The 22,424-nt window shown below is 41.9% G+C and carries 20 protein-coding genes; 17 read left to right on the top strand and 3 right to left on the bottom strand.

Features of this window, described 5'->3' with window-relative positions; translation table 11 throughout:
* The first annotated feature begins 3 nt into the window (after positions 1 to 3).
* The 6 genes from KI210_RS01650 to KI210_RS01625 all read left to right on the top strand — a co-directional run bounded on the left by KI210_RS01650 (position 4) and on the right by KI210_RS01625 (position 5,886).
* Entirely contained in the window at positions 4 to 777 is a 774-nt protein-coding gene (locus KI210_RS01650; protein ID WP_212780153.1) for a tyrosine-protein phosphatase, read from the top strand.
* 167 nt (positions 778 to 944) lie between these two features.
* Complete coding sequence (locus KI210_RS01645; protein WP_212780152.1) at positions 945 to 1,556, top strand: hypothetical protein; 612 nt, start codon at positions 945 to 947, stop codon at positions 1,554 to 1,556.
* Positions 1,541 to 2,926, top strand: coding sequence for a DUF1430 domain-containing protein (locus KI210_RS01640; protein WP_212780151.1), 1,386 nt, complete (start codon positions 1,541 to 1,543; stop codon positions 2,924 to 2,926). The genes KI210_RS01645 and KI210_RS01640 overlap by 16 nt, the downstream gene beginning before the upstream one ends.
* A 1-nt stretch (position 2,927) precedes the next feature.
* Positions 2,928 to 3,548 carry an ATP-binding cassette domain-containing protein gene (locus KI210_RS01635; RefSeq protein ID WP_212780150.1) on the top strand — a complete coding sequence of 207 codons (621 nt, stop codon included), beginning with the start codon at positions 2,928 to 2,930 and terminating at the stop codon, positions 3,546 to 3,548.
* A gap of 262 nt (positions 3,549 to 3,810) precedes the next feature.
* Positions 3,811 to 4,758: a collagen binding domain-containing protein gene (locus KI210_RS01630; RefSeq protein ID WP_212780149.1), complete on the top strand. Its 948-nt coding sequence runs from the start codon at positions 3,811 to 3,813 to the stop codon at positions 4,756 to 4,758.
* 177 nt (positions 4,759 to 4,935) lie between these two features.
* Complete coding sequence (locus KI210_RS01625; RefSeq protein WP_212780148.1) at positions 4,936 to 5,886, top strand: LacI family DNA-binding transcriptional regulator; 951 nt, start codon at positions 4,936 to 4,938, stop codon at positions 5,884 to 5,886.
* A 46-nt stretch (positions 5,887 to 5,932) separates the two neighbouring features.
* Here the strand turns inward: KI210_RS01625 and KI210_RS01620 are convergent, their stop codons facing one another.
* Positions 5,933 to 7,069, bottom strand: coding sequence for an ABC transporter permease (locus KI210_RS01620; protein ID WP_212780147.1), 1,137 nt, complete (start codon positions 7,067 to 7,069; stop codon positions 5,933 to 5,935).
* Complete coding sequence (locus KI210_RS01615; RefSeq protein ID WP_212780146.1) at positions 7,050 to 7,784, bottom strand: ABC transporter ATP-binding protein; 735 nt, start codon at positions 7,782 to 7,784, stop codon at positions 7,050 to 7,052. Before KI210_RS01615 ends, KI210_RS01620 begins: the two co-directional genes overlap by 20 nt.
* Positions 7,785 to 7,917: 133 nt before the next feature.
* On the opposite strand from KI210_RS01615, the gene KI210_RS01610 reads away from it, so the two are divergent.
* The 11 genes from KI210_RS01610 (at position 7,918) to KI210_RS01560 (ending at position 21,146) form a co-directional block, all read left to right on the top strand.
* Positions 7,918 to 8,469, top strand: a complete 552-nt coding sequence (locus tag KI210_RS01610; RefSeq protein WP_212780145.1) for a TetR/AcrR family transcriptional regulator — start codon at positions 7,918 to 7,920, stop codon at positions 8,467 to 8,469.
* A gap of 78 nt (positions 8,470 to 8,547) precedes the next feature.
* Positions 8,548 to 10,203 (top strand): alpha-glucosidase, encoded by a 1,656-nt coding sequence (locus KI210_RS01605; RefSeq protein ID WP_212780144.1) that lies wholly within the window; start codon positions 8,548 to 8,550, stop codon positions 10,201 to 10,203.
* Between the two features lie 169 nt (positions 10,204 to 10,372).
* Positions 10,373 to 12,097, top strand: coding sequence for a glycoside hydrolase family 13 protein (locus KI210_RS01600; protein ID WP_212780143.1), 1,725 nt, complete (start codon positions 10,373 to 10,375; stop codon positions 12,095 to 12,097).
* A gap of 104 nt (positions 12,098 to 12,201) precedes the next feature.
* Positions 12,202 to 14,475 carry a glycoside hydrolase family 65 protein gene (locus KI210_RS01595; RefSeq protein WP_212780142.1) on the top strand — a complete coding sequence of 758 codons (2,274 nt, stop codon included), beginning with the start codon at positions 12,202 to 12,204 and terminating at the stop codon, positions 14,473 to 14,475.
* A complete protein-coding gene (pgmB, locus tag KI210_RS01590; RefSeq protein WP_212780141.1) occupies positions 14,460 to 15,140 on the top strand; it encodes a beta-phosphoglucomutase in 681 nt (226 codons plus the stop codon). The genes KI210_RS01595 and pgmB overlap by 16 nt, the downstream gene beginning before the upstream one ends.
* Positions 15,133 to 16,239, top strand: a complete 1,107-nt coding sequence (locus tag KI210_RS01585) for an ABC transporter ATP-binding protein (RefSeq protein ID WP_212780140.1) — start codon at positions 15,133 to 15,135, stop codon at positions 16,237 to 16,239. The genes pgmB and KI210_RS01585 overlap by 8 nt, the downstream gene beginning before the upstream one ends.
* A 93-nt stretch (positions 16,240 to 16,332) precedes the next feature.
* A complete protein-coding gene (locus tag KI210_RS01580; protein WP_212780139.1) occupies positions 16,333 to 17,565 on the top strand; it encodes an extracellular solute-binding protein in 1,233 nt (410 codons plus the stop codon).
* A gap of 74 nt (positions 17,566 to 17,639) precedes the next feature.
* The gene (locus KI210_RS01575) at positions 17,640 to 18,995 is read left to right on the top strand and encodes a carbohydrate ABC transporter permease (protein ID WP_212780138.1); all 1,356 of its coding nucleotides are present in this window, start codon (positions 17,640 to 17,642) and stop codon (positions 18,993 to 18,995) included.
* Between the two features lie 2 nt (positions 18,996 to 18,997).
* The gene (locus tag KI210_RS01570) at positions 18,998 to 19,855 is read left to right on the top strand and encodes a sugar ABC transporter permease (RefSeq protein WP_212780137.1); all 858 of its coding nucleotides are present in this window, start codon (positions 18,998 to 19,000) and stop codon (positions 19,853 to 19,855) included.
* A 130-nt stretch (positions 19,856 to 19,985) separates the two neighbouring features.
* On the top strand, positions 19,986 to 20,675 hold the full coding sequence (locus KI210_RS01565; protein WP_212780136.1) for a hypothetical protein: 690 nt from the start codon (positions 19,986 to 19,988) through the stop codon (positions 20,673 to 20,675).
* 102 nt (positions 20,676 to 20,777) lie between these two features.
* On the top strand, positions 20,778 to 21,146 hold the full coding sequence (locus KI210_RS01560; RefSeq protein ID WP_212780135.1) for a hypothetical protein: 369 nt from the start codon (positions 20,778 to 20,780) through the stop codon (positions 21,144 to 21,146).
* On the opposite strand, the gene KI210_RS01555 is transcribed toward KI210_RS01560, so the two are convergent.
* A complete protein-coding gene (locus KI210_RS01555) occupies positions 21,119 to 22,351 on the bottom strand; it encodes an MFS transporter (protein WP_246487300.1) in 1,233 nt (410 codons plus the stop codon). The genes KI210_RS01560 and KI210_RS01555 overlap by 28 nt on opposite strands.
* Positions 22,352 to 22,424: the final 73 nt, after the last annotated feature.

Here is a 22,424-nt window from a genome sequence, read left to right as displayed (position 1 = left end):
ACGATGACCCAGGACCGGATTTTGGCCCTTGATGGCCCTTTGAACTTTCGTGATCTTGGCGGCTATAAAAATAGTCAAGGGCAAGAGGTAAAGTGGAACCGCATCTATCGTGCTGATTCGCTTGCGCGGCTAAGTGCGAATGATGCCGAAAAATTGACGCAGCGCCACATAACGATTGATTGTGATTTGCGTTCCAGTTATGAAACGAGAATGGCGCCAGATAAGGATTGGCAAGGACGATTTTATGTGCATTTGCCGATCTACTCTGACAAGCAGGCGGAAAATAAGGGCGATAATAAAATGTATCGCTTTTTCCACCATATTCCAGATATGCGGGAAAACTACATGGGCGATATTTATCAAAGAACGTTGTTAAATAGCCACAGCCAGGCCATGTTTGCCCAAGTATTTCGGCAATTGTTAGAGCTGCCTGATGAACAAGCTTTGGTCTTTCATTGCAGTGCCGGAAAAGACCGGACCGGAATGACGGCCGCCTTGATTTTAATGGCCTTAGGCGTTGATGATGATCAAATTGCTCGTGATTATCTACTGACGAACAACCTATATGACTTTGCTATTGCCAAGCAATATCCGTCAAATGATGAGATTACGCAGATGGTTAACAAAATGAATGTTACCAAGGGCGAAGGAACGGCAATTTTAGGCATTACGCAAACCATTCGCGCTGGTTGGGGCAGTTTCGCTCACTTCTTTGAGCGTGAATTAGGTTTTTCCAAGGATGATTACGAGAAGCTGCGCGCAAAATATTTAGCATAATTAAGGTTGCTGGGATAATTCCTGGCGGCCTTTTTCATTTGATAAATGTGGCTGGACTTTTGTTAGCAAAAAAAGATATTTGAAGTGTTATGCAAATTATACGGTTTTAAAAATGTAGAACCATTATATGTGTATAATTAGAACATAAAAATTTAAGGGGACGAGAAATGAATAAACTTAGAAAAATTGTATTATTGCTATCAGGAATAACAATCATTGCAATAATATTGATGTTCATTCAATCGTTGGGAAATACATATGTTGAATCTAGCTCATCTTCCTATAGCATATATAAAATGAATGGTGGAGAACAAACCACTAAATTTAATTCTATTATTAGTCAATATGCTAAAAAGCATAATATCTCCGTACTGAAGGTTTTTACCGTTTTGCCAGAAAAATCCAGCAATTCTGATGCAGTTAGCAAAATTCATGTTTATGGTAAGAATTTAGCCCTTCCTAAAGGAACCAGGGCGACTAAAAAAGAGTTTGAAACTAGCGGGGTGTATTTTTCATACTATTTTGTTGGAAAGACAAACCCAGCATCTATTGAACGAATGTTCGATAAAAATGGTATTAAGTACAATAAAATTAATGAAAGTTGGATATGGGACATTTCCAATTATTTAGAAGCTAGCAGCATGGGATATGTATTCTTAATTGTGCTTGTTATACTACTTGTCGTCCTCTTACTGACCAATTTGCGGGAATTAAAGAAAATGAATATTCGGGCTTTGCTTGGGGTATCGAATAGCAGAGATGCATGGGAAAGTTTTTAGAGGATGAAAAGATTTTTTCATTCGCTTTTTTTGGCGGAATAATTCTGATAATGATTTACATGTATTTAGAAAATTACCGCTATTCTTATCACATTATGTTATTTGCTTGCGTATTAGCGTATTTAATTGTTGGAGTGATTATTGGCATAAACGCTATTATTAGAGCAAAAATGCATAATTACTATACAATTATTCCTGCAATCAAAGGAGATGCGCATAGTAATATGGCTTTTTTCATAAACTTGAGTATCAAAATTATGATTGAAGTTGTTTTATGTGTAATTTTGGCTTCTATGCTTAAAACTTGGAATAGAGAACAAAAAATGACGGCACAATTGTCGGAGTGGACAAGCCATCAAACTTATTACACTGTAACTATCGGTACAGGGACAGATACTGAAAATCATGACGTTGATAAAAAAAGCATAAAATTTGCTAATTATATGCTTGATCATGGTGGAATGCTGATTGATTTTCAAGGCTGGGGAAGCAAAGATGTTTTTGACACTGTAGAGGGCAATCATTTACTAGTTAATGCTAAGTATTTAGATAATAATAAAGTGTTGAATCTAAGCGGAAATAGAATTCATTTAAGCTCAAATACCAAAACAACATATTTATTGATACCTGAACGTTATTATTCTAAGAGAAAAAAACTTATTAAGCTGTACCGGACGTTTCTTAGCTTAGATGAAGCAGAGAAAACAACGGGAAAGAGTTTATCGTTAAAGGCAATTGCAATAAAAAATAATCAAAGCCATTTTTTATACAGCATAAATTCTTTTGATTATGGGAATTATTCTGGATCGGTAAAAGATTCTCTGTTGGTTGTTGTTTCACATAAATCTTTAGGTGGCGGAGGGTGGAATAACCCAGCTAATATGAATTGGACTTCTTATGTTTCAGACTCAGCACTGATGACTAATGATTTGAGTTTGCTTCATCGGGCTATTAACAAGACTGGATTTACGCCTTATGTAGGGGGAATTTTGAATACCAAGAGTTATGCAGCTAAGCAAATTGCTTCTACCCAAAAGAAACTGTTAGTTACGGTTATAGTTGCTATTATCAGTATTTTTTTAGCTTTGTTTGAGGATATTGCATTTAATACTGTTTACATCAGTAACAATCGTAAAAAGTTAGCAATTAAACGATTAATGGGAGCAAACTATTTAAAACAGTTTGGAGAATTCATTTTGATAATCTTAGGAGTAGGAGTTGTTGAAGCAACATTAGTTTATTTAATTACCCAAAAGCTATCTTTGTCTTTGGGAGTCTTTATTATTGGAAACTTACTTGAATTATCACTGTTAATGCTTCAGGGGATGCACCTCAATAAGAAGATTTCAGAAACAATCAAAGGAGAGTAGAATGGGAAACTTACTATTAAAAACTATAGGACAAGAGTATGGAGATTTTGTAGTATTCAAAGACTTAAATTTTGAATTCAATCCTGGCAAGATTTATGCAATTATTGGTCCTTCTGGTGGAGGAAAAACTACTCTATTGAACAGTATAGGTAGACTGAATGATCTTTCTTATGGGGATATTATCTATGACGGAAAAAACATTTTTGACTACAACGTTTTGCAATATTATCGAGAAATTATTGGCTACCTCTTTCAAAACTATGCATTGGTAGATGAAGAAACAGTACGCCAAAATCTAAATTTAGTTAACAGGCATAAGGATAGAATGCTGCGTCGTTTTCTTGAACGTTATGGATTGGATTCAAGTTATCTTGATAGAAAAATATTTACTTTATCAGGTGGTGAAGCCCAAAGAGTGGCACTAACGCGGTTGAGCATGCAAGATCCCAAAATTGTGTTAGCCGATGAGCCTACAGGTGCGTTAGATGCTGATAACAAGAACATGGTTTTAAAGAGCTTACGTGCGATGGCAAATGACAATAAAATTGTGATTGTTGCAACACATGATGAACAAGTAAAAAACTTTGCGGATGAACGACTAAATATTGCAGAATATCGATAATATTTTTGACATTATTTTTCCTTTTCTAATTTTGGGTTTGACAAGGTCCAACTTGTGGGCCTTGTTTTTTGATATGTTTAAATGTTTATATCTTCAAAAATAGCAACTAAATAATTTATACAAACAACTTTGATAATGCTAAATAATAAATCATACAGATATTCAAAAAAAGTGTTGACATTTTTCCCAGATACGCTATTCTGATATGTTCCATCAAAAATATTTTGTATTTTGTATTTTATATTTTTAGAAAGAGGTACTTATGACTAAAAAGCTTTTAGTTCATGGAACATTACTTACAGGAGCGTTGATGGGATTGGCATTCAGCCAAGCAGCAAACCTCCAAACAGTCCATGCTGCTGAAACTAGTGTTGTAGCTAGTTCAACTAAACCATTAACTTTTAAAGGCACTTTTCGTTATACTAATGGCTTGCCGGTCAAGGCGGGTACACCAGTCAATTTGCGGAATCTAAAAGATGGAACAACCGTATTGACTAAGAAGACCGATACTAATGGGCAAGTTGTTTTTACAGAAGCTGATGGCTTGAAGAAGGGCGTTAACTACAGTGTCGAAACTGCCGGCTATCGTTATGGCTATACCTTTAGATCTGATATCGGTCAAGATTGGGTGCGCAGCTTTGAGGTGCAAATGCCGCAAGCTGCCAAACCCTTAACTTTTACGGGGACTTTTCGTTATGCTAATGGTTTGCCAGTCAAGGCAGGAACCAAGGTGACTTTGCGCAATTTGAAGGATGGCAAGACTAAGATTACCAAGGAAACCGATGCAAAGGGCCAAGTAACTTTTACAGAGGCAGACGGTTTGAAAAAAGAGGTAAATTGGTCAGTTGAAACAGCAGGGATGGAACACGGCTATACTTTTAGATCAGATTTAGGTAAAAATTGGGAGAAGGATTTCACCCTACTTGCTGCTGGTAATAATACTGGAACAGCGGTGAAAGCAGCTGCCAAGGCGCCAACTCTTAAACGGGGAAGCAAATACCAAAAACACACCAAACACGCAAAGCACAGCAAACACGCAAAGCACAGCAAACACAATAAGCACAATAAGCACGTGTCACGTAAATGTACTGTTAAACACCACCGCAGTCACAAAGCACGCAAGCATGCAAGCAAGAAAGCTAAGCTATTAAAGCAGTTAAGACACCTGCTTAAGCAATTACGGGCAGCGCACATTCACTTCAAAATCTAACTTCTAAATTTTCACTCTGACTATTTCCTTTTTAATGTTATCAAACATTACCATTGAAATGGCAGCTTCAGGCGATTGGCCTGGAGCTGTTTTCATTTGATAAATGAAAGTTCTTGGAAATTGGCTAGCAACGCTATAAAATTAGTTAGAGCGTTTACATACGAAAGAGGTAAGAACATGGTCACGCTATCAGATGTAGCAAAGGAAGCAAATGTGTCAAAAATGACCGTTTCGCGTGCGATTAATCATCCCGAACAAGTTACCCCCGAGTTGTTGGAGCTAGTCGAAAAAGCAATGGATAAACTCCACTACCGACCTAATTCAGCTGCGCGTGCGCTAGTCAATAATCGAACTAACGTTGTTAAATTCATTACCCTAGAAGATATTGATACGACTGAGCCATACTATATGAACTTGTTGTTTGGGGTAGCGCGCGGCTTGACGAAAGAGCAATATGCCCTGCAATTAGTAACTGATATTGGCGATATTGGCAAAAGCGGCGATGATGGCTATATCATAACCGGGGCAAGGCAAGCCGATTATGATTTATTTGATGCTTTTGATAAGCCTTTTATTTTATATGGCGAAAATCGACATGGTTACGATTATGTCGACACCGATAATAGCTTGGGTGAAAAAATTGCTACTAAGTACGCGCTGGAGCGAGGGTATGAGCATGTCGTCTTTATTGGCTTGGATGTCAAAGAACCATTTGAGTATTCTCGTGAAAATGGTTATTTAAGCACCATGCAGCAAGCACAAATGCCAACACAAATTTATCGAGCTGCCAACCATTCTCACCAGTCAAAAAAGGTCGTGTTGGATAACTGGGAAAAGTTTCCGCAGAATACCTGCTTTGTTTGCGGTAGTGATCGTCTGGCAGTTGGCATAATTTGGGCCTTGTTGGAAAAGCAGGTGAAAATTCCGGAAGAATATGGCGTGATCGGCTTTGACGGCGTGTTCCTTGATCAGGTATCCAATCCAAAGATAACTACGATCAAACAGCCGACCTTTGAAATGGGTGAAATTTTAGCTCAAATGTTGTTGCAAAAAATCAAACTTTCAGGGGCGCCGCAAGGAGAGGTCTTATTAGAACCTAAATTAGTGGTTAGAGATACGACCAAATAAAGTAACATCAACCAAAAAAGAGACGGATTTTTCCGTCTCTTTTTGCTTAAACCTTGCGGTATTGTTTCAGACCAACGACATTGAGAACTGTGAAAATTGCGAGGAAGATTAGCAATATGCCTAAGTTTCCAGCAATTTCGTTAAAGCCAGCCCCTTTTAGGGTGACATCTTCCATTGCCCGTGCGGCGTATGTTAGCGGCATGATTTGTGAAAGCGGCGTACACCATGATGGCAAAGCATCTAACGGAACAATTCCTGAGAAGAAAATTTGGGGCATCAGGACAATTGGCACAAATTGGACCATTTGGAATTCTGAAGAAGCAAAGGTTGAAATGAAGATCCCTAAAGATAGGGCAACAGCTGAAAGGACAATCGCAATTAACAGAATTAGCCACAGACTGCCGACAATTTCAATATCTAATAGCCAAACGGAAGTAGCGACAATGATTAAAGTTTGAATAATCGCTAAAACGCCGTAGCTAATCATGTAGCCAGCAACAATTTCGCTGCGTCTTACTGGAGTAGCCAAGACCCGTTCCAAGGTTCCTGAACTGCGTTCGTTTAACAGGCCAATTCCGGAAATTAGGAAAACAAAGAAGAAAATAAAGAAACCGATAAAGATTGGGGCGATTTTATTGAAGAAACCAGTATCCTTATTACCATATTCGTAAGTATTGGTGATCTTGGTCTTGCTGCTGGATTTGGACTTTTTGATTTGCAGTTTATGTCCAGCTGGCAGAGTTTGGTTGATTTGGTTGATGGCTTTGCTTAAATTAGTGATCTTGCTCTTAATTTGCGCAATTTGTTGTTTGGATAAAGCTTGTTGGAAACCCTGCTTGGTTAAAGCGGTTTTGGCATAATCGATATTAGCGTAGTAAAGGTGGTATTTGTTGGAACCCGTTTTAATAATTACCGCGTCCAAGTGGTAGTGCTTGAGGGCTTTCTTGGCACGACTTTTTGTCTGGTAGCGTTTGACTGTAACGTTATCAACTTTATCGAGCTTTTTCGTAATTGAGCTGCTGACTCCTACTGTCCCGATGGTGGCGCTAGTTTCGCTATTGGCAGAAAAGATGACGCTCATTAGCCACATGATCAAAATTGGCGCTAAGAGCACTAGGGCCATGGTGCGTTTGTCACGCAGCAGTTCCTTGCCAATTCGTTTGCTAATTGCCAGCGTTCTCATTGTTTAAGACCTCGCTTTCTGCTTGGAGGAAGACTTCCTCAATGGATTTAACCTGATATTTTTCCTTTAATTTAGCTGGTGAATCTTGGGCGATGATAGTTCCCATCAGCATGACCACTTGATCCACTTGCTCGGCTTCATCCATAACGTGGGTCGTAACTAAAATACCGCATCCCTTATCGCGCAGTTTCTTGAGTTCTTCCCAAATAGTTTTACGCAAGGCCGGGTCAATCCCAACTGTTGGTTCGTCGAGGACCAGCAGTTTGGGTTGTCCTAGCAAAGCCAAAGCCAGTGACAAACGCCGCTTCATTCCGCCAGAAAATAAGCTGACGCGTTTATTCAAATGGGCAGTTAGGGCCGTGATTCCGGCTACTCTGGTAATTTCACTAGCAATTTCTTGCTTTTTAAGGCCTTTTAATTGCCCAAAAAATTCCAGATTTTCTTTAGCGGTTAAATTGTCGTACAAGGCATCGCTTTGGGCCATGTAGCCGATTTTCCCTAGAATTTTGCGGTTGGGCATTGGCGTTCCCATTACTTCGGTCACGCCACTGTCAGCTTTTTCCATGCCCAGAGCGGTTTTGATTAGGGTGGTTTTACCGGCACCTGATGGCCCAATTAGACCAATTATTTGACCAGCATCGATTGTTAAATTGATGTTATTCAATACTTTTTGTTTGTCAAAAGACTTGTTGACGTTTTCCAAATCGATTAACATCCTGAGTCCTCCTTTTGCTTTAATTACTGTTCTAATTTACCTTGCTAAAAACCGTGTTACAATAGATAATATTTCTATTTTTGTCAATATATGCGACACTTGTCGCTCTATAATGCTATTAGGGAGAAATTGCATGGAAAATTTACAGCGCCAACGGACGCAAAGAGCGATTGATCAAGCATTTATCGCACTGCTTAAAGAGGAAGGATTTCGGAAAATTTCGGTTAAAGAAATTGCAGTTCGGGCCTTGATTAATCGCCAAACTTTTTATAACTATTATCAGGATAAATATGATCTCGCAACCAAGCTAAGCGATCGCTATTTCAGTGACTTTAAACAGATTATTGACCAAAGAATGCAAGGGATGCAGGACCATGTTCATTTAGAAACATTCCTGGAACAAACCATTAATGCAGGTCCGTTATACCAGTTTTTGCTGACCAATAGCGATACTTTGTCCGTCTTATTGGAATTTCAAATTGATAACCATGGTTTACGTAAACGAATTCAGCAAGAAGTTGCTACGAAAATGAAACAAACTAAGATTGCAGAATCAGATTATGTAATTGAGATTTTTAGCAATTTTGCCGTGATTATTTTACAGAACGCTTGTCGCTACCATCGTCTGCCGACCAAAGCCGAATTGCGGGAATTAAGGCAAGGTTTTATTAAAATTACTTATTAACTTGATACCGGTAACAGTCGGCCAGGTATTGTAAGCGCTTATTGACCCTTGCTAAGATGGTTAGTGGAGGACAGTATTATGGCAAAATGGTATGAGCATGCAATAATTTATCAAATTTACCCCAAGTCATTCCAAGATAGCAATCATGATGGAATTGGGGATCTTAATGGGATTCGGCAACGAATTCCCTATCTTAAAAGCTTAGGGATCAATACTGTTTGGCTCAACCCAGTATTTGTTTCACCTCAAGTCGACAATGGTTATGACGTATCCAATTATTTTGCAATCGATGAATTAATGGGCAACATGGCTGATATGGAGAAATTAATTGCCGATTTGCATGATAACGGAATTCGCATCGTGATGGATTTCGTGATGAACCACACGTCTGACCAGCACCCATGGTTCCAAGATGCGATTAGTTCACCGGACAGCATTTATCGCGATTACTATATTTTTGCTGGTGAAAATGGTCAGCGGCCCAATAATTGGGGCAGCTTTTTTGGTGGCAGCGTTTGGGAACCAGATCCAGCGGGCACCGGACAATCTTACTTCCACTTATTCGACAAACACATGCCTGATCTAAATTGGCATAATCCCGAGGTGCGGCATGCAATGTTGGAGATTGCCGAGTTTTGGCTAGCCAAAGGGATAGACGGGTTGCGGATTGACGCCTTTATCCATATCGCTAAGGCCGATTTACGCCAAGACTATCCAACTCCGGACAATAATGATGACGTGGTGGTAGCTGAGCCATTCTTTGCAAATTTGCCCCAAGTGCAGACTTGGATGCGCGAATTCTGCCAACAGATTAAAGAAGACTATCCCGATGCCTTGCTGCTAGGTGAAGCGGCTAGTGCTAATGTCAATTTGGCAGTGGACTATACGGCACCTAACCGGCATTTGATGGACTCGGTAATTACTTTCCGCTACTTTACTGAAAGCCAAGACGGCGTAGACCCTAGCTTTAATGACCAGTACCAGCCGAAAAAATTAGACCTAGCGAACTTTAAGCTAACCCAGGCTATTTGGCAGCAAACGCTCAATGGCATTTCTTTGCCGACCTTATATTGGAATAACCATGATATGGCTCGGCTGCGGACGCGATATGCGACTTGTGATGAGCAAGCTAAGAGCCTAGCAATGTTAATGTATCTGCAGCGAGGATTGCCGGTTATTTATTATGGTGAAGAATTAGGTTTGCAGGATCTGCATTTTGACCAGCTCCAAGAGTTAGGCGATCCGACTGTTGCGGCCTTTGCTAAGTCAGCAGCCCAGGCGGGCAAGAGCGAAGCTGAAATTGCCACTATGGTTAGCCAGACGCATAAATTGGCTGCTCGCGGGACCATGCCATGGACCGAAGAAGCTGGCCACGGCTTTAGTGATCATGAGCCTTGGATTAAGGGAAAACTAGTTGAAGATACTAGTGTCGCCAAACAAGAGGGCGATGCCAATAGCTTTTTGAGCTTTTATCGGCAATTATTGGAGCTGAAGCAGACGCCGCTCTTTGAAGATGGCGCATATTATTTGTTGCCGACTGATCAGCGGACTTTTGTTTACCAGCGTGATTTAGCCGATCGCAGCGCCATCGTTGCCGTTAATATGTCAGGCGAAACGGTCGAAATTGCTTTACCAGAATCCTATGGAAAAACTTTGCTGCAAGTGGGCGCGGTAAATACCAATGAAAATAAAATCCAACTAGCACCATATGCTGGCGTGGTTTTAGCCAAGTAAAAGAATCCGAATCAAGCAAAACTATGCTTGACTCGGATTTTTTGTTTCTTGTTATTTTTGATACCGGTAACATCACAAATGCTATTGTAAGCGCTTCTAGATAACTGCTAAACTGCTCTTGAACCCAAAGATGACTACTTAGAAATTAATGATTAAGGAGATTTTACTTATGCAATTAGCTGCTTTAAGTCACCGCACTGAAAGCGAAGATAGCTTTGTAATTGACAATACGCACGTCAATATTCGTTTCCATTCAGCTAAGGCTGACGTCAAAGAGGTTACAGTGTTATATACTGATAACTATTTACCTCTAGAATCAGTAAAAGCACAAAAAATGGCCCAAATTGGTAGCGGTCAAGTTCAAGACCACTGGGGAGCAACGCTGGAAGCTCCATATCACCGCTTAAAGTACACTTTTGTCGTAGAAGCACAGGACGGCAGCAAGGTGATTTATGGCGATCGGGGAATTAGTGAATACAGTCAAGATGCAGTTATGGCCGACGGCAATTATTTTAAGGTGCCATATTTACACGAGATTGATCTGACCAAGACCCCAGATTGGGTCCGAGACACTGTTTGGTATCAGATTTTCCCAGAACGCTTTGCTAATGGCGATAAATCCAACGATCCTGTAGGAACCAAGGCCTGGAATCCAGAAGACCACCCTGGTCGTGAAGATTTTTATGGCGGGGACTTGCAAGGGGTTATCGATCATTTAGATTACTTGCAAAAATTAGGCGTCAACGGGCTTTATTTCTGCCCAATTTTCAAGGCGCCAAGCAACCACAAGTATGATACTAATGACTATTTAGAAATTGACCCAGCCTTTGGCGATAAGGCCCTTTTTGCCAAATTGGTTAACGAAGCTCACAGTCGCGGGATGCGCATCATGCTCGATGCGGTTTTCAACCATGTTGGGGCTGCCAGCATGCAGTGGCAAGACGTTGTGAAAAATGGTGCCAAATCACGTTACCGGGATTGGTTCCATATTAATAAATTCCCAGTTGAACCATTTATTGATGCTTCAAAAGGCGAAGGTGAACCTAACTACGACACGTTTGCCTTTGTCGGCAATATGCCTAAACTGAATACCGCTAATCCCGAAGTCCAAGAGTATTTATTGAATATTGCTAGCTACTGGGTTAAATATTTCGATATTGATGCCTGGCGACTGGATGTAGCCAATGAAGTTGATCATCATTTTTGGAAGAGATTCCATGATGAACTAGTTAAGATCAAGCCGGACTTTTATATTGTGGGCGAAATCTGGCACTCAGCTCGGCCGTGGCTTAACGGTGACCAATTTAGTTCAGTAATGAATTACCCATATACTTTGCAAATTGAAGATCACTTCTTTTATGGTCGCCTGTCAGCCCAAGCTTTAGCTGAACGCTTGACTGATCAGACCATGAAATACCGTGATATGACCAACCAAGTCATGATGAACATGCTTGATTCTCATGATACGGCACGAATTTTAACTGTTGCCGGGGGAAACCAGGACCTGGCTCTGCAAGCTCTAGCCTTTGAATTTATGCAGCAAGGCAGCCCTTGCATCTACTATGGGACTGAAATGGGGATGGCCGGTGGCAATGATCCGGATTGCCGCAAGCCAATGGATTGGTCTAAAGAAGCAGGTCCGGTATGGGAACGCGTACACAATATAATTGCTTTCCGACTTGCTCATAAGGAAACGCTGGGTCGCGGAAGCTTCCGGTTGACCGTTACCCCAGAGGGACTTTTGCAAGTGGTTCGACAAGGGACGGAAACCATTACCGGGCTCTTTAATACGACAACCAAGCCAATTACTATCAGTGATCGGCCAGAATTAAGCCAATTGGTAAAAAATAACGAAATTTTGCCAAATGGATTTGCGCTATTTATCACAAAGTAATTCTGATACCGGTAACATGCCAAAACCCGTTGTAAAACGCTTACAGGCAATGTATCTTAAATATAGAGAAAAACGAAAGCGCCTACAAAAGAGTGGGAGACATCATGAAGAGAATTTTTGAAATTGATCCGTGGCACGTGACCACGCATGAATTTAATCCAGCCAACAAACGGCTGCAAGAAAGTATTACAGCTATCGGCAACGACTACATGGGCGTTCGGGGCAACTTCGAAGAAGGTTACTCCGGCGACTACTTACAAGGGACTTACCTGGCAGGGGTTTGGTTCCCTGATAAGACGAGAGTCGGCTGGTGGAAGAATGGTTATCCAGAATATTTCGGCAAGAGTTTAAATGCACCAAACTTTTTGGGCTTGAAGCTGAAGGTAAATGGGGTAGCAATCGACTTAGCCAAAGTTGAATTTAGCGACTTTTACTTATCACTAGATATGCACCAAGGGCTTTTGACTAGAAGCTTCATTTACCAAGCTGACGACACGCAAGTCAAGTTCACTTTCAACCGCTTCTTAAGCAATAGCATTAAAGAAGCTGCCTTGATTCAAGTGAAAGCTGAAGTTTTAGCTGGCAAGGCCAAAATTGAATTTACCTCAACGCTTGACGGCAACGTAGTTAATGAAGACAGCAACTACGATGAACACTTCTGGGATGCCTTAGCAGAAGATGCAGACGCTAGAACGATTCAATTGCGGACTAAGCCAAATCCTTACAAGGTACCGCAATTCACGGTTTTATTGCAAAGCGGCTTACGGCTTGATGGTCAAAAGTATCAAGGCAAAGTTGAAACTAAGAGCGGCTTTTTAGCAGAAACTGGCGAATTTGAATTAAGCCAAGGCGAAAGCAAGACGATTGAAAAAGATATCGTTGTGGTAACCAGTCGCGATGTCCCAGCTGACGAGCAAGCAGCTGCTAGTCAAAAGCTGCTTGACCAAGTACAAGCTAAGAGTTTTGCAGAAAACCTTGCAGACCATACCAAGATTTGGGAAAAACGCTGGGAATCAAGCGATGTCACCATTGAAGGCGACGATGCAGCCCAACAAGGCATTCGCTTCAATATTCTGCAACTGTTCATGACTTACTACGGTGAAGATAAACGTTTGAATGTTGGTCCTAAGGGCTTTACCGGTGAAAAATACGGCGGTGCTACCTACTGGGATACGGAAGCTTACATTGTTCCAATGTACTTGGCAGTAGCTCCAGCCAGCGTAACCAGAGCTTTGCTGGAATACCGGCATGACCAATTGCCAGGCGCTTACCACAACGCCAAGCAACAAGGTCTAGATGGGGCACTTTTCCCAATGGTAACCTTCAATGGGATTGAATGCCACAACGAATGGGAAATTACTTTTGAAGAAATTCACCGGAACGGCGATATTCCTTTCGCTATCTATCAATACACCCACTACACTGGCGATACTTCATACATTGAAGATGAAGGAATGGATGTCATGGTTGGAACGGCGCGCTTCTGGGCTTCACGGGTCCACTACTCGAAGCACGCTGGCAAGTACATGATCCACGGCGTAACCGGACCAAACGAATACGAAAACAACGTTAACAACAACTGGTTTACCAACACCATGGCAGCTTGGGTATTGAGCTGGACGCTTGAACGTTTGCCACTAGCAACGAAAGAAGCGCAGGCGCGGGTAAATGTTAGCGATGAAGAAAAGGCCAAATGGCAAGATATCATCGACAACATGTACTACCCAGAAGATCAAGAACTTGGGATCTTCTTGCAACAAGATGGCTTCTTAGACAAGGACGTTCGTCCAGTTAGCGAAATTCCTGAAGGTCAACGCCCAATCAACCAACACTGGTCATGGGACAAGATCCTGCGTTCGCCATTTATCAAGCAAGCAGACGTCTTGCAAGGAATCTACTTCTTCAATGACCGCTTTACGATGGAACAAAAAGAACGCAACTTCGACTTCTACGAACCATTAACAGTTCACGAAAGTTCCCTGAGTCCTTCAATTCACGCAATCTTGGCTGCTGAATTAGGCAAGCAAGAAAAGGCGGTTGAATTGTATGAACGGACTGCGCGACTTGACCTGGACAACTACAACAATGACACGGTTGACGGTTTGCACATTACTTCAATGACCGGTGGCTGGTTGGCAATTGTCCAAGGCTTTGCCGGAATGCGTTATGACCATGACCACTTGAGCTTCAAACCATTTGTTCCAGATAAGTGGAACAGTTACAGCTTCAAGCTCAACTACCGTGATCGGATTATTGCCGTTGAAGTGGTTAAGGGAGAAGTAAAGATCAAGCTGATTAAGGGACAAGCCTTAGCAGTGCAGGTCTTTGACGAAACCATTCACTTGGAAGAAGGTGAAGAAAAATGCTTAAAGGCTTAATCTTCGACCTTGATGGCGTGTTAACCGATTCTGCCAGATTCCACTTAACTGCTTGGAATAATTTGGCAAAAGACTTAGGCATTACCCTTTCCCAAGCCGATTTAGATAACTTGCGCGGGATTTCCCGGATGGATTCTTTGGAAATGATTCTGAAGATCGGCGGCAAGGAAAATGACTACAGTCCGGAAGAAAAAGCTGCTTTAGCTGCTAAAAAGAATGAAAAATTCTTAGAGTCAGTTGAAACGATGACACCGGCTGACATTCTGCCAGGAATTCCGCAACTGCTAGCAGATGCTAAACAGGATGGCTTGAAACTGGTGATTGCCAGTGCCTCAAAGAATGCCCCTAAGATTCTAACTAAACTTGGAATTATCGGAGAGTTTGACGGCATTGTTGATCCAGCCAGCTTGCATAAGGGCAAGCCGGATCCAGAGATCTATGAAAAAGCTCAAGCATTGATTGGCCTTGAGCAGGATGAAGTTATCAGCTTTGAAGATGCAGCTGCGGGCGTGGCCGCAATCAAGGCAGCCGGTCAATTTGCAGTCGGCATCGGCGATCGCAAACTGCTCCATGAAGCAGACTACATCGTCAGCGATACCAGTCAACTTCACTTGGCAGATATTGTGACGGCATTTAAAGAAAGTAAGGAGATCAAGAATGGTTGAAGTTGATTTAAACCATATCTACAAGAAATACGAAGGCAACGATAAATATTCAGTTAACGACTTCGATCTGCATATTAAGCCCAAGGAATTCATCGTTTTCGTTGGACCATCAGGTTGTGGTAAGTCAACTACTTTGCGGATGATTGCTGGTTTGGAAGACATCAGCAAGGGGACTTTGGAGATCGATGGCAAGGTCATGAATGATGTTGCCCCAAAGGACCGGAACATTGCCATGGTTTTCCAGAACTATGCCTTGTACCCACACATGACGATTTATGACAACATGGCCTTTGGTTTAAAGCTGCGGCACTACAAGAAAGAAGATATTGACAAGCGGGTTAAGAACGCTGCCAAGATCTTAGGGCTGGAAGATTACTTAGACAAAAAGCCAGGTGCCTTATCTGGTGGTCAACGTCAGCGTGTCGCTTTAGGACGGGCAATCGTTCGGGATGCGCCAATTTTCTTGATGGACGAACCGCTTTCTAACTTGGATGCCAAGCTGCGGGTATCAATGAGAGCCGAAATTGCCAAGCTGCACCAACGTTTAGGGACGACTTCAATTTACGTTACTCACGATCAGACTGAAGCCATGACTTTGGCTGACCGGGTCGTTGTTATGTCGGTTGGACATGTGCAACAAATCGGAACGCCGCTTGAAGTTTACAACGAACCAGTTAACCAATTTGTTGCAGGCTTCATTGGCTCACCACAAATGAACTTCTTCAATGTTCATTATAAAGATGGTCGCATGAGTGATGGCAAGGGCTTGAACTTGGAAGTGCCTGAAGGCAAGGCCAAGATGCTTGAAGAACAAGGCTACAATGACAAAGATTTAGTCTTTGGGATTCGTCCAGAAGACATTCACTCAGAAGAAGCCTTTATGGAAACTTGGCCAAATGATGTCGTAACTTCGAAGGTTGTAGTTTCAGAATTGCTTGGGGCAACGATCCAACTGTACCAAGAAGTAGATGGAACCGAATTCGTAGCCATCATTAATTCGCGTGACTTCCACCAACCAGGTGATGTTGTCAAGATGGGCTTTGATATTAACAAGGGTCACTTCTTTGACAAGGACACAACGTTACGTATTCACAATTAGGAAAGAGAACCTTGCAAATGATCCGTTTTTGATGTGTGTTTTGGTCATTTGCAAAGAAAAAAGCTGTATTTGCTTTGTTTAGGAGGAAATATTATGAAGATTTGGAAGAAATTTGCTGTCGGAGGCGTGACTTTATTAGCTGTTTCAGCTTTAGCAGCCTGCTCTAACGGTTCATCATCAAGCAGCTCAAGTTCAAGCTCTAATGACAAGGACACCAAGGGTAACATTACTCTCTGGGTTGACACTGAACAAGTAACTTACTACAAGAGCATTGCTAAGGACTTCCAAAAGAAGTATCCAAAGATCAAGGTTAAGGTTACTCAAAGTCCAAACGGTTCAGCTAACGCTAAGACTGACGTTGGTAAGGACCCATCAAAGGCTGCTGACGTCTTTGAAGTTCCTAACGACCAATTAGGTCAAATGGCCGAAGCAGGTTACATTAACCCACTTTCACCAGCAGCAACTAAGGACATCAAGAGCAACTACCTCAACGCAGCTTACAAGGGTGTTTCTTGGAAGGGTAAGGTTTACGCATACCCATACGCTCAACAAGCTCAAACTTTGTACTACAACAAGTCTAAGTTATCAGCTAGCGATGTTAAGGACTGGGACACTTTGACTAAGAAGGGTGTAGTTGCAACTGACTTCACCAACGCATACGTAATGTGGCCAGTAATGTTCTCAGCAGGCACTTACCTATACGGTAAAGACGGTGAAACTCTTAAGGGTTCAACGTTCAACTCAGAAAACGGTGTTAACGCTTTGAAGTGGTACGCAGCTCAAAAGAACAACAAGGGCGTAATGCAAACTTCAAACGCTTTGAACCAATTAAAGAAGGGCAACGCTCAAGCTATCTTGGACGGTCCTTGGAACGCAGCTAACATTAAGAAGATCTTGGGCAAGAACTTTGCCGTTGCTAAATACCCAACCATTACTGTTGGCGGCAAGAAGGCTCAAATGGAAGCATTCTTAGGTATTGAAGGCTTTGCTATCAACTCCCACACCAAGTATGCTAAGGCATCAACCCTGTTAGCTGCATACATTACCAACAAGAAGTCACAATTGATCGCTCATGAACATGCTGGTCAAATCCCTGTATTGAAGGCAGCTTTGAAAGACTCATCTGTAACTAGCGATCCAGTTGCAGAAGCAGTTGCAGAAATGTCTAAGAGCGGCAACTCAGTATTACAACCTAAGTTACCTCAAATGGCTACTTTCTGGAACAACTCAGCTCCATTAATCAGTGGTGTTTACGACGGCAAGATCAAGTCTTCACAATACAAGGCACAACTTGCTAAGTTAGACAAAGCTATTAGCAAGAAATAGTCATTAGCGTAGATGTAAGCATAAGCAAAGGTTGGTTTTTCCAACCTTTTCGCTTAAGAAGGAGATAAACTATTATGTTTAAACGCAAACACAACCCTCCTAAAGCGACTTATCGAGAAGTGTTTTCGAAGGGGAGCGCTGCGACAAAACTATCATTTTTCCTGATGGGCAGCAACGCTCTAGAAAATAAACAATGGGTAAAGGGCTTCTGCCTGATGCTCAGTGAAATTGTATTCTTAATTTGGTTCTTTTTAAGCGGGATTCCAACTTTAAACAGTCTCGCAACTTTAGGAACGGTTAAGCACAAACGAGTTGTTTATGACGCTGCTCAAGGAGTATACGTTACTAAACAGCCTTCCAATTCTGTTTTGCTTTTGCTCTTCGGGGTTTTGGCTCTGATGATCATTGCAGCCATTATTGGTTTGTACATTGTTAACCTTAAATCAACTCGGCATAACTACGTGTTAAAGCGTGACGGTGAGCACATTCCTTCTAACGGTGAAGAACTTGCTAGTCTGCTTGACACTCGGCTCCATGCTACTTTAATGGCAGTGCCACTAGTGGGGATCTTGCTGTTTACTGTTTTGCCAACGGTCTTCATGATTTCGATGGCCTTTACCAACTATGATCGCCAACACCCAATTGCTTTCTCTTGGACTGGCTTTCAAGCATTTGGCAACGTCCTTAGTGGGGATTTGGCTGGTACTTTCTTCCCGGTACTTGGCTGGACCATCATTTGGGCGGTTGCTGCCACTGCCACTACTTTCTTCTTTGGTGTCTTGCTTGCCTTATTAATTGAATCTAAAGGCATTAAGCACAAGGCTTTCTGGAGAACTATCTTCGTAATTATTTGGGCTGTTCCACAATTCGTATCATTATTGATGATGGCGCAATTCTTGGACTACCAGGGTGCTTTGAACGCAATCTTGCAAAACCTGCACTTGATTTCACACCCAATTCACTTTATTGATAACCAAGCTTCGCCTTGGATGGCTCGAATTACGGTCATTATTGTGAACATGTGGATCGGTATACCTGTTTCCATGTTGGTCTCAACAGCGATTATTCAAAACTTGCCAACAGACCAAATTGAAGCAGCTAAGATTGACGGTGCCAACTCTTTCCAAATTTTCAAGTCTATAACTTTCCCGCAAATCCTCTATGTGATGGCACCATCTTTGATCCAACAATTTATCGGAAATATCAACAACTTCAACGTCATCTACCTGCTGACTGGCGGGGCTCCGATGAATGCGAAGTACAATGGTGCGGGCTCAACCGACTTGCTGGTAACGTGGCTGTACAACTTGACCTTCGGCCAAGAGCAACGTTACAACGCCTCAGCAGTTTTAGGGATCTTGATCTTCATCTTGAGTGCCACCTTCTCGTTGATAGCATATCGTCGCACTAACGCATTTAAGGAGGGCTAGTTATGAAATCTTATTCAAATCAAAGAAGGCTCTCGTTAATTTTCCGGTATATCTTATTAACGCTCTTAGCTGTTCTTTGGATTTTACCGATTATCTGGATTGTGCTGGCAAGTTTCTCATATAACGATACGGGATTCGTTTCCACCTTCTGGCCAGACAAATTCACTTTACAAAACTACATTGGTATTTTTAACAACTCACAATATCCATTTGGCTACTGGATCCGCAATACTTTAGTTATTTCTATTCTTTCGATGATTATCTCTACTTTCTTGACAATTTCCGTAGCCTATGTGTTGTCCAGACTTCGCTTTGCCTTTAGAAAACCATTCCTGCAAATCGCATTGGTATTAGGGATGTTCCCCGGCTTTATGTCAATGATTGCCCTGTACTACATCCTTAAAGGGCTAAACATGTTAAACCTTGGTGGTTTGCTGCTGGTTTACGTTGGTGGTGCCGGCTTAGGCTTCTATGTTGCTAAGGGATTCTTTGATACGATCCCACGGTCAATTGATGAAGCTGCTGAAATCGACGGCGCTACTAAGTGGCAAGTGTTTGTCCACATTGGTTTGCCATTATCAAAGCCGATGATTGTTTACACAGCTTTAACATCATTCATCGCGCCTTGGACTGACTTCATTTTCTCAGGAATCATTCTTTCGACTTCTGGGGATGCCAAGACTTATACGGTAGCATATGGACTTTACAACATGGTCCACACTACCAAGGGTAACGCGACTGCATACTTTGCCCAATTCGTTGCAGGGTGTGTCATCATCGCCATCCCAATTACCATCCTGTTCGTATTTATGCAGAAGTTCTACGTTAACGGGATTACGGCTGGGGCCGACAAAGGTTAATTTCCTTCAAAAAGCTGCTTATGCTTATCGAAGACCGTCTCTTTTTAGAGGCGGTTTTTGATGCGAAAAATGATAGAGCGCAATTAGCGAACAAGATATAATTATATGTATAAGAGGGGGAGGGCTTAAGATGAGTAACGATTATGATGAGTATGATGAAACCTATTGGCACCTCAATCCATTGAACCGCGTTATATATGATGACAATCTGGGACTGGAAAAGGTCATTATTTGCCTAAAAGATGAGCGAGGATATCGCAAGGAAAAAATTATCATTGATCAAACAAAGAACATGATAAAATTCACCAGCAAGTGTGAGGATGTTCGCCGGTCCGGCGTAACTTTAGATCCCTACATGATAAGAAACCTGCTTCATCTGGCTAATATGTGGATTTTTGGTAAGCATCATGCAGGCAAGGGTCCAATTTTGAAAGTTAAACTGGTGTATGCTGACAAGAAACAAAAAGTCAAATTACCGGCTAAACTAAAGTATGTTTCTCCGGAATTTGTTGAGTTTTTGACGTGGGTAAACCGTTCGCTTGATCGCATCATGGATCGCAGCTTATTCCTCAGTTTATTTCCGTCCTTGGACTGTACGCGTTATTTGTCTGTCAGCTTAGATGGCAGCGATAAAACTTACTACTATACAACTGATGATCCAGAGATTGACGTTGGAACTTTAGTTTTGGTGCCGGTTGGCGAAAATGGCAATTTGCTAGGCGGCAAGGTTAGAGCGGTAAACTATTATTTGCGAGGCGAAGAGCCCTATCCGCGCAGCAAGGTAAAAAAGATTGCTGATGTGAGTCTCATTTTTATTTAAGCAAAAAAGTCATCTCGCTATGAACTGAGATGACTTTTTGCTTGAAGTAATTCTTCTAAGAAACTATTTGTTATAATTAGACCTGTTAGATGAGGTGGTTAGGTGCAAACTTGGCGTAAAGTATTAGTAGTCCTGTCATTTATATTAGGTCTTGATGGTATTGCAGATGCAATTTTTGTAGGACATTCGCTCCTGCCAGGGCAATTGGAGACCTCATGGCTTCCACCAATTGGTTTCTTTATTGTGGCGCTTTTAATTGCAATTGAAATTGGCTTGATGGTGCTAGCAGAAAAATATCCTATTTATCTGTATCACGGGTATTTGATTTTTTTGTGGTGTTCTTTCATTTATACGGTAATCGGCATGGCAACCACAATTTTATTGGACTATTCGACCTTAATTAACGTGATTATTATCATTAATAGCGTATTATTGCGCTTTATTTACCGCGACGAACGCAACCTCGAGTAGGGAAAAACGATCATAAAATTGATTAGCAGCAATAAACCGGTAACCCAAAAGACGAGTTGATAGTTAAAGAAGCCGGAAATCCCTGAGCCCAGCATTGAACCTAAAACCGCCCCAATCGCTTGGAAAGATTGGTTATAGCTAAAAATTCGGCCGAATGATTCATGGGGCGTCGAAAGGGTCAAGACCGTTTGGGCTGCTGGCATTAATCCGACGCTGACGATTCCCAACAAGAAACGCAACACTGCTAAGGTCCAAGGCGAGCTTACTAGAGCCATTGGAATAAAGAGGAGAGTAGCAATCAGCAAGCCCCAAGTTAAAATTTTCATTGGCCCCAGTTCGTCCAATTTGTGGCCAAGTTTCGATGACGCAAGCAATGTCCCCAAACCAGGAGCAGCAGCCACGACCCCAGCCACAAAGGAAATGTCACCCACGCCGTGCATTAATTGTTTAACGTAAAGAGAAACGATTGGGTCAATCGACATGGTGGATGATTGGACAATCATCGTGGTAATAAACATCAAAATAACAATTTTTAAATTTGGCAGTGACTTGAGCAAATCGCCCATGGGCTGCATTTTTTCTTTTTCGATAGGGGTAAAATCTTCTTTTACTAAGAAACTTGTTCCTAAAAAGACCAGCAGCATTAACAGACCGGTTAAGAAGAAGGCGATCCGGTAAGGCCAGGCGCCACCGACAAAATGCTGCAAAATACTTGAAAGGGTACCACCCAGTAACGGACCGACTAGGTTGCCGGCCGTTCCAGCTGTCAGCATCTGACTAATCACCCAGCCGCTGCGTTTGTGCGGCGTTTCTCCTGCGATTAGGGCCGTGGCATTATTGATATAGCCCGAAAAAGATCCCTGAATAAACCGCATGACAACGATAAAGATCGCATTGGGAGCCATCCCCGTAATGAAAATTGTTAGTGCCATGACCCCGCTGGCGCGCATGCACATCAACTTCCGACCTTTGCGGTCAGCTAAACTGCCCCAGAATGGCGAGACAATTGCTTGAGCGATAAAAGTCATCGCAAAAGCCAAGCCAGAGTAAAGGTTTAATTCCAGTTTGCTATAGTTGCCCAAATCTGCGATGAAGAGCGAAATAAAAGGCATGGTCATAGAATATCCCAAGCCGGTAATGAAGCAACCCAGCCAAAGAATAATAAAGCTGCGTTTCCAGCCTTGAGGATAATCGGTAGCTTGCAAATGAATCCCTGCTTTCTTTTCCTTATATATATAAAACAATCACTTCTATTTTACTCTAGCTGTCAACATTAAA

It is taken from the genome of Lactobacillus corticis (assembly GCF_018327645.1).
Taxonomy (GTDB): domain Bacteria; phylum Bacillota; class Bacilli; order Lactobacillales; family Lactobacillaceae; genus Lactobacillus; species Lactobacillus corticis.
The sequence above is the reverse complement of the archived record's forward strand: the minus strand, read 5'-3'. Positions and strand labels throughout refer to the sequence as shown.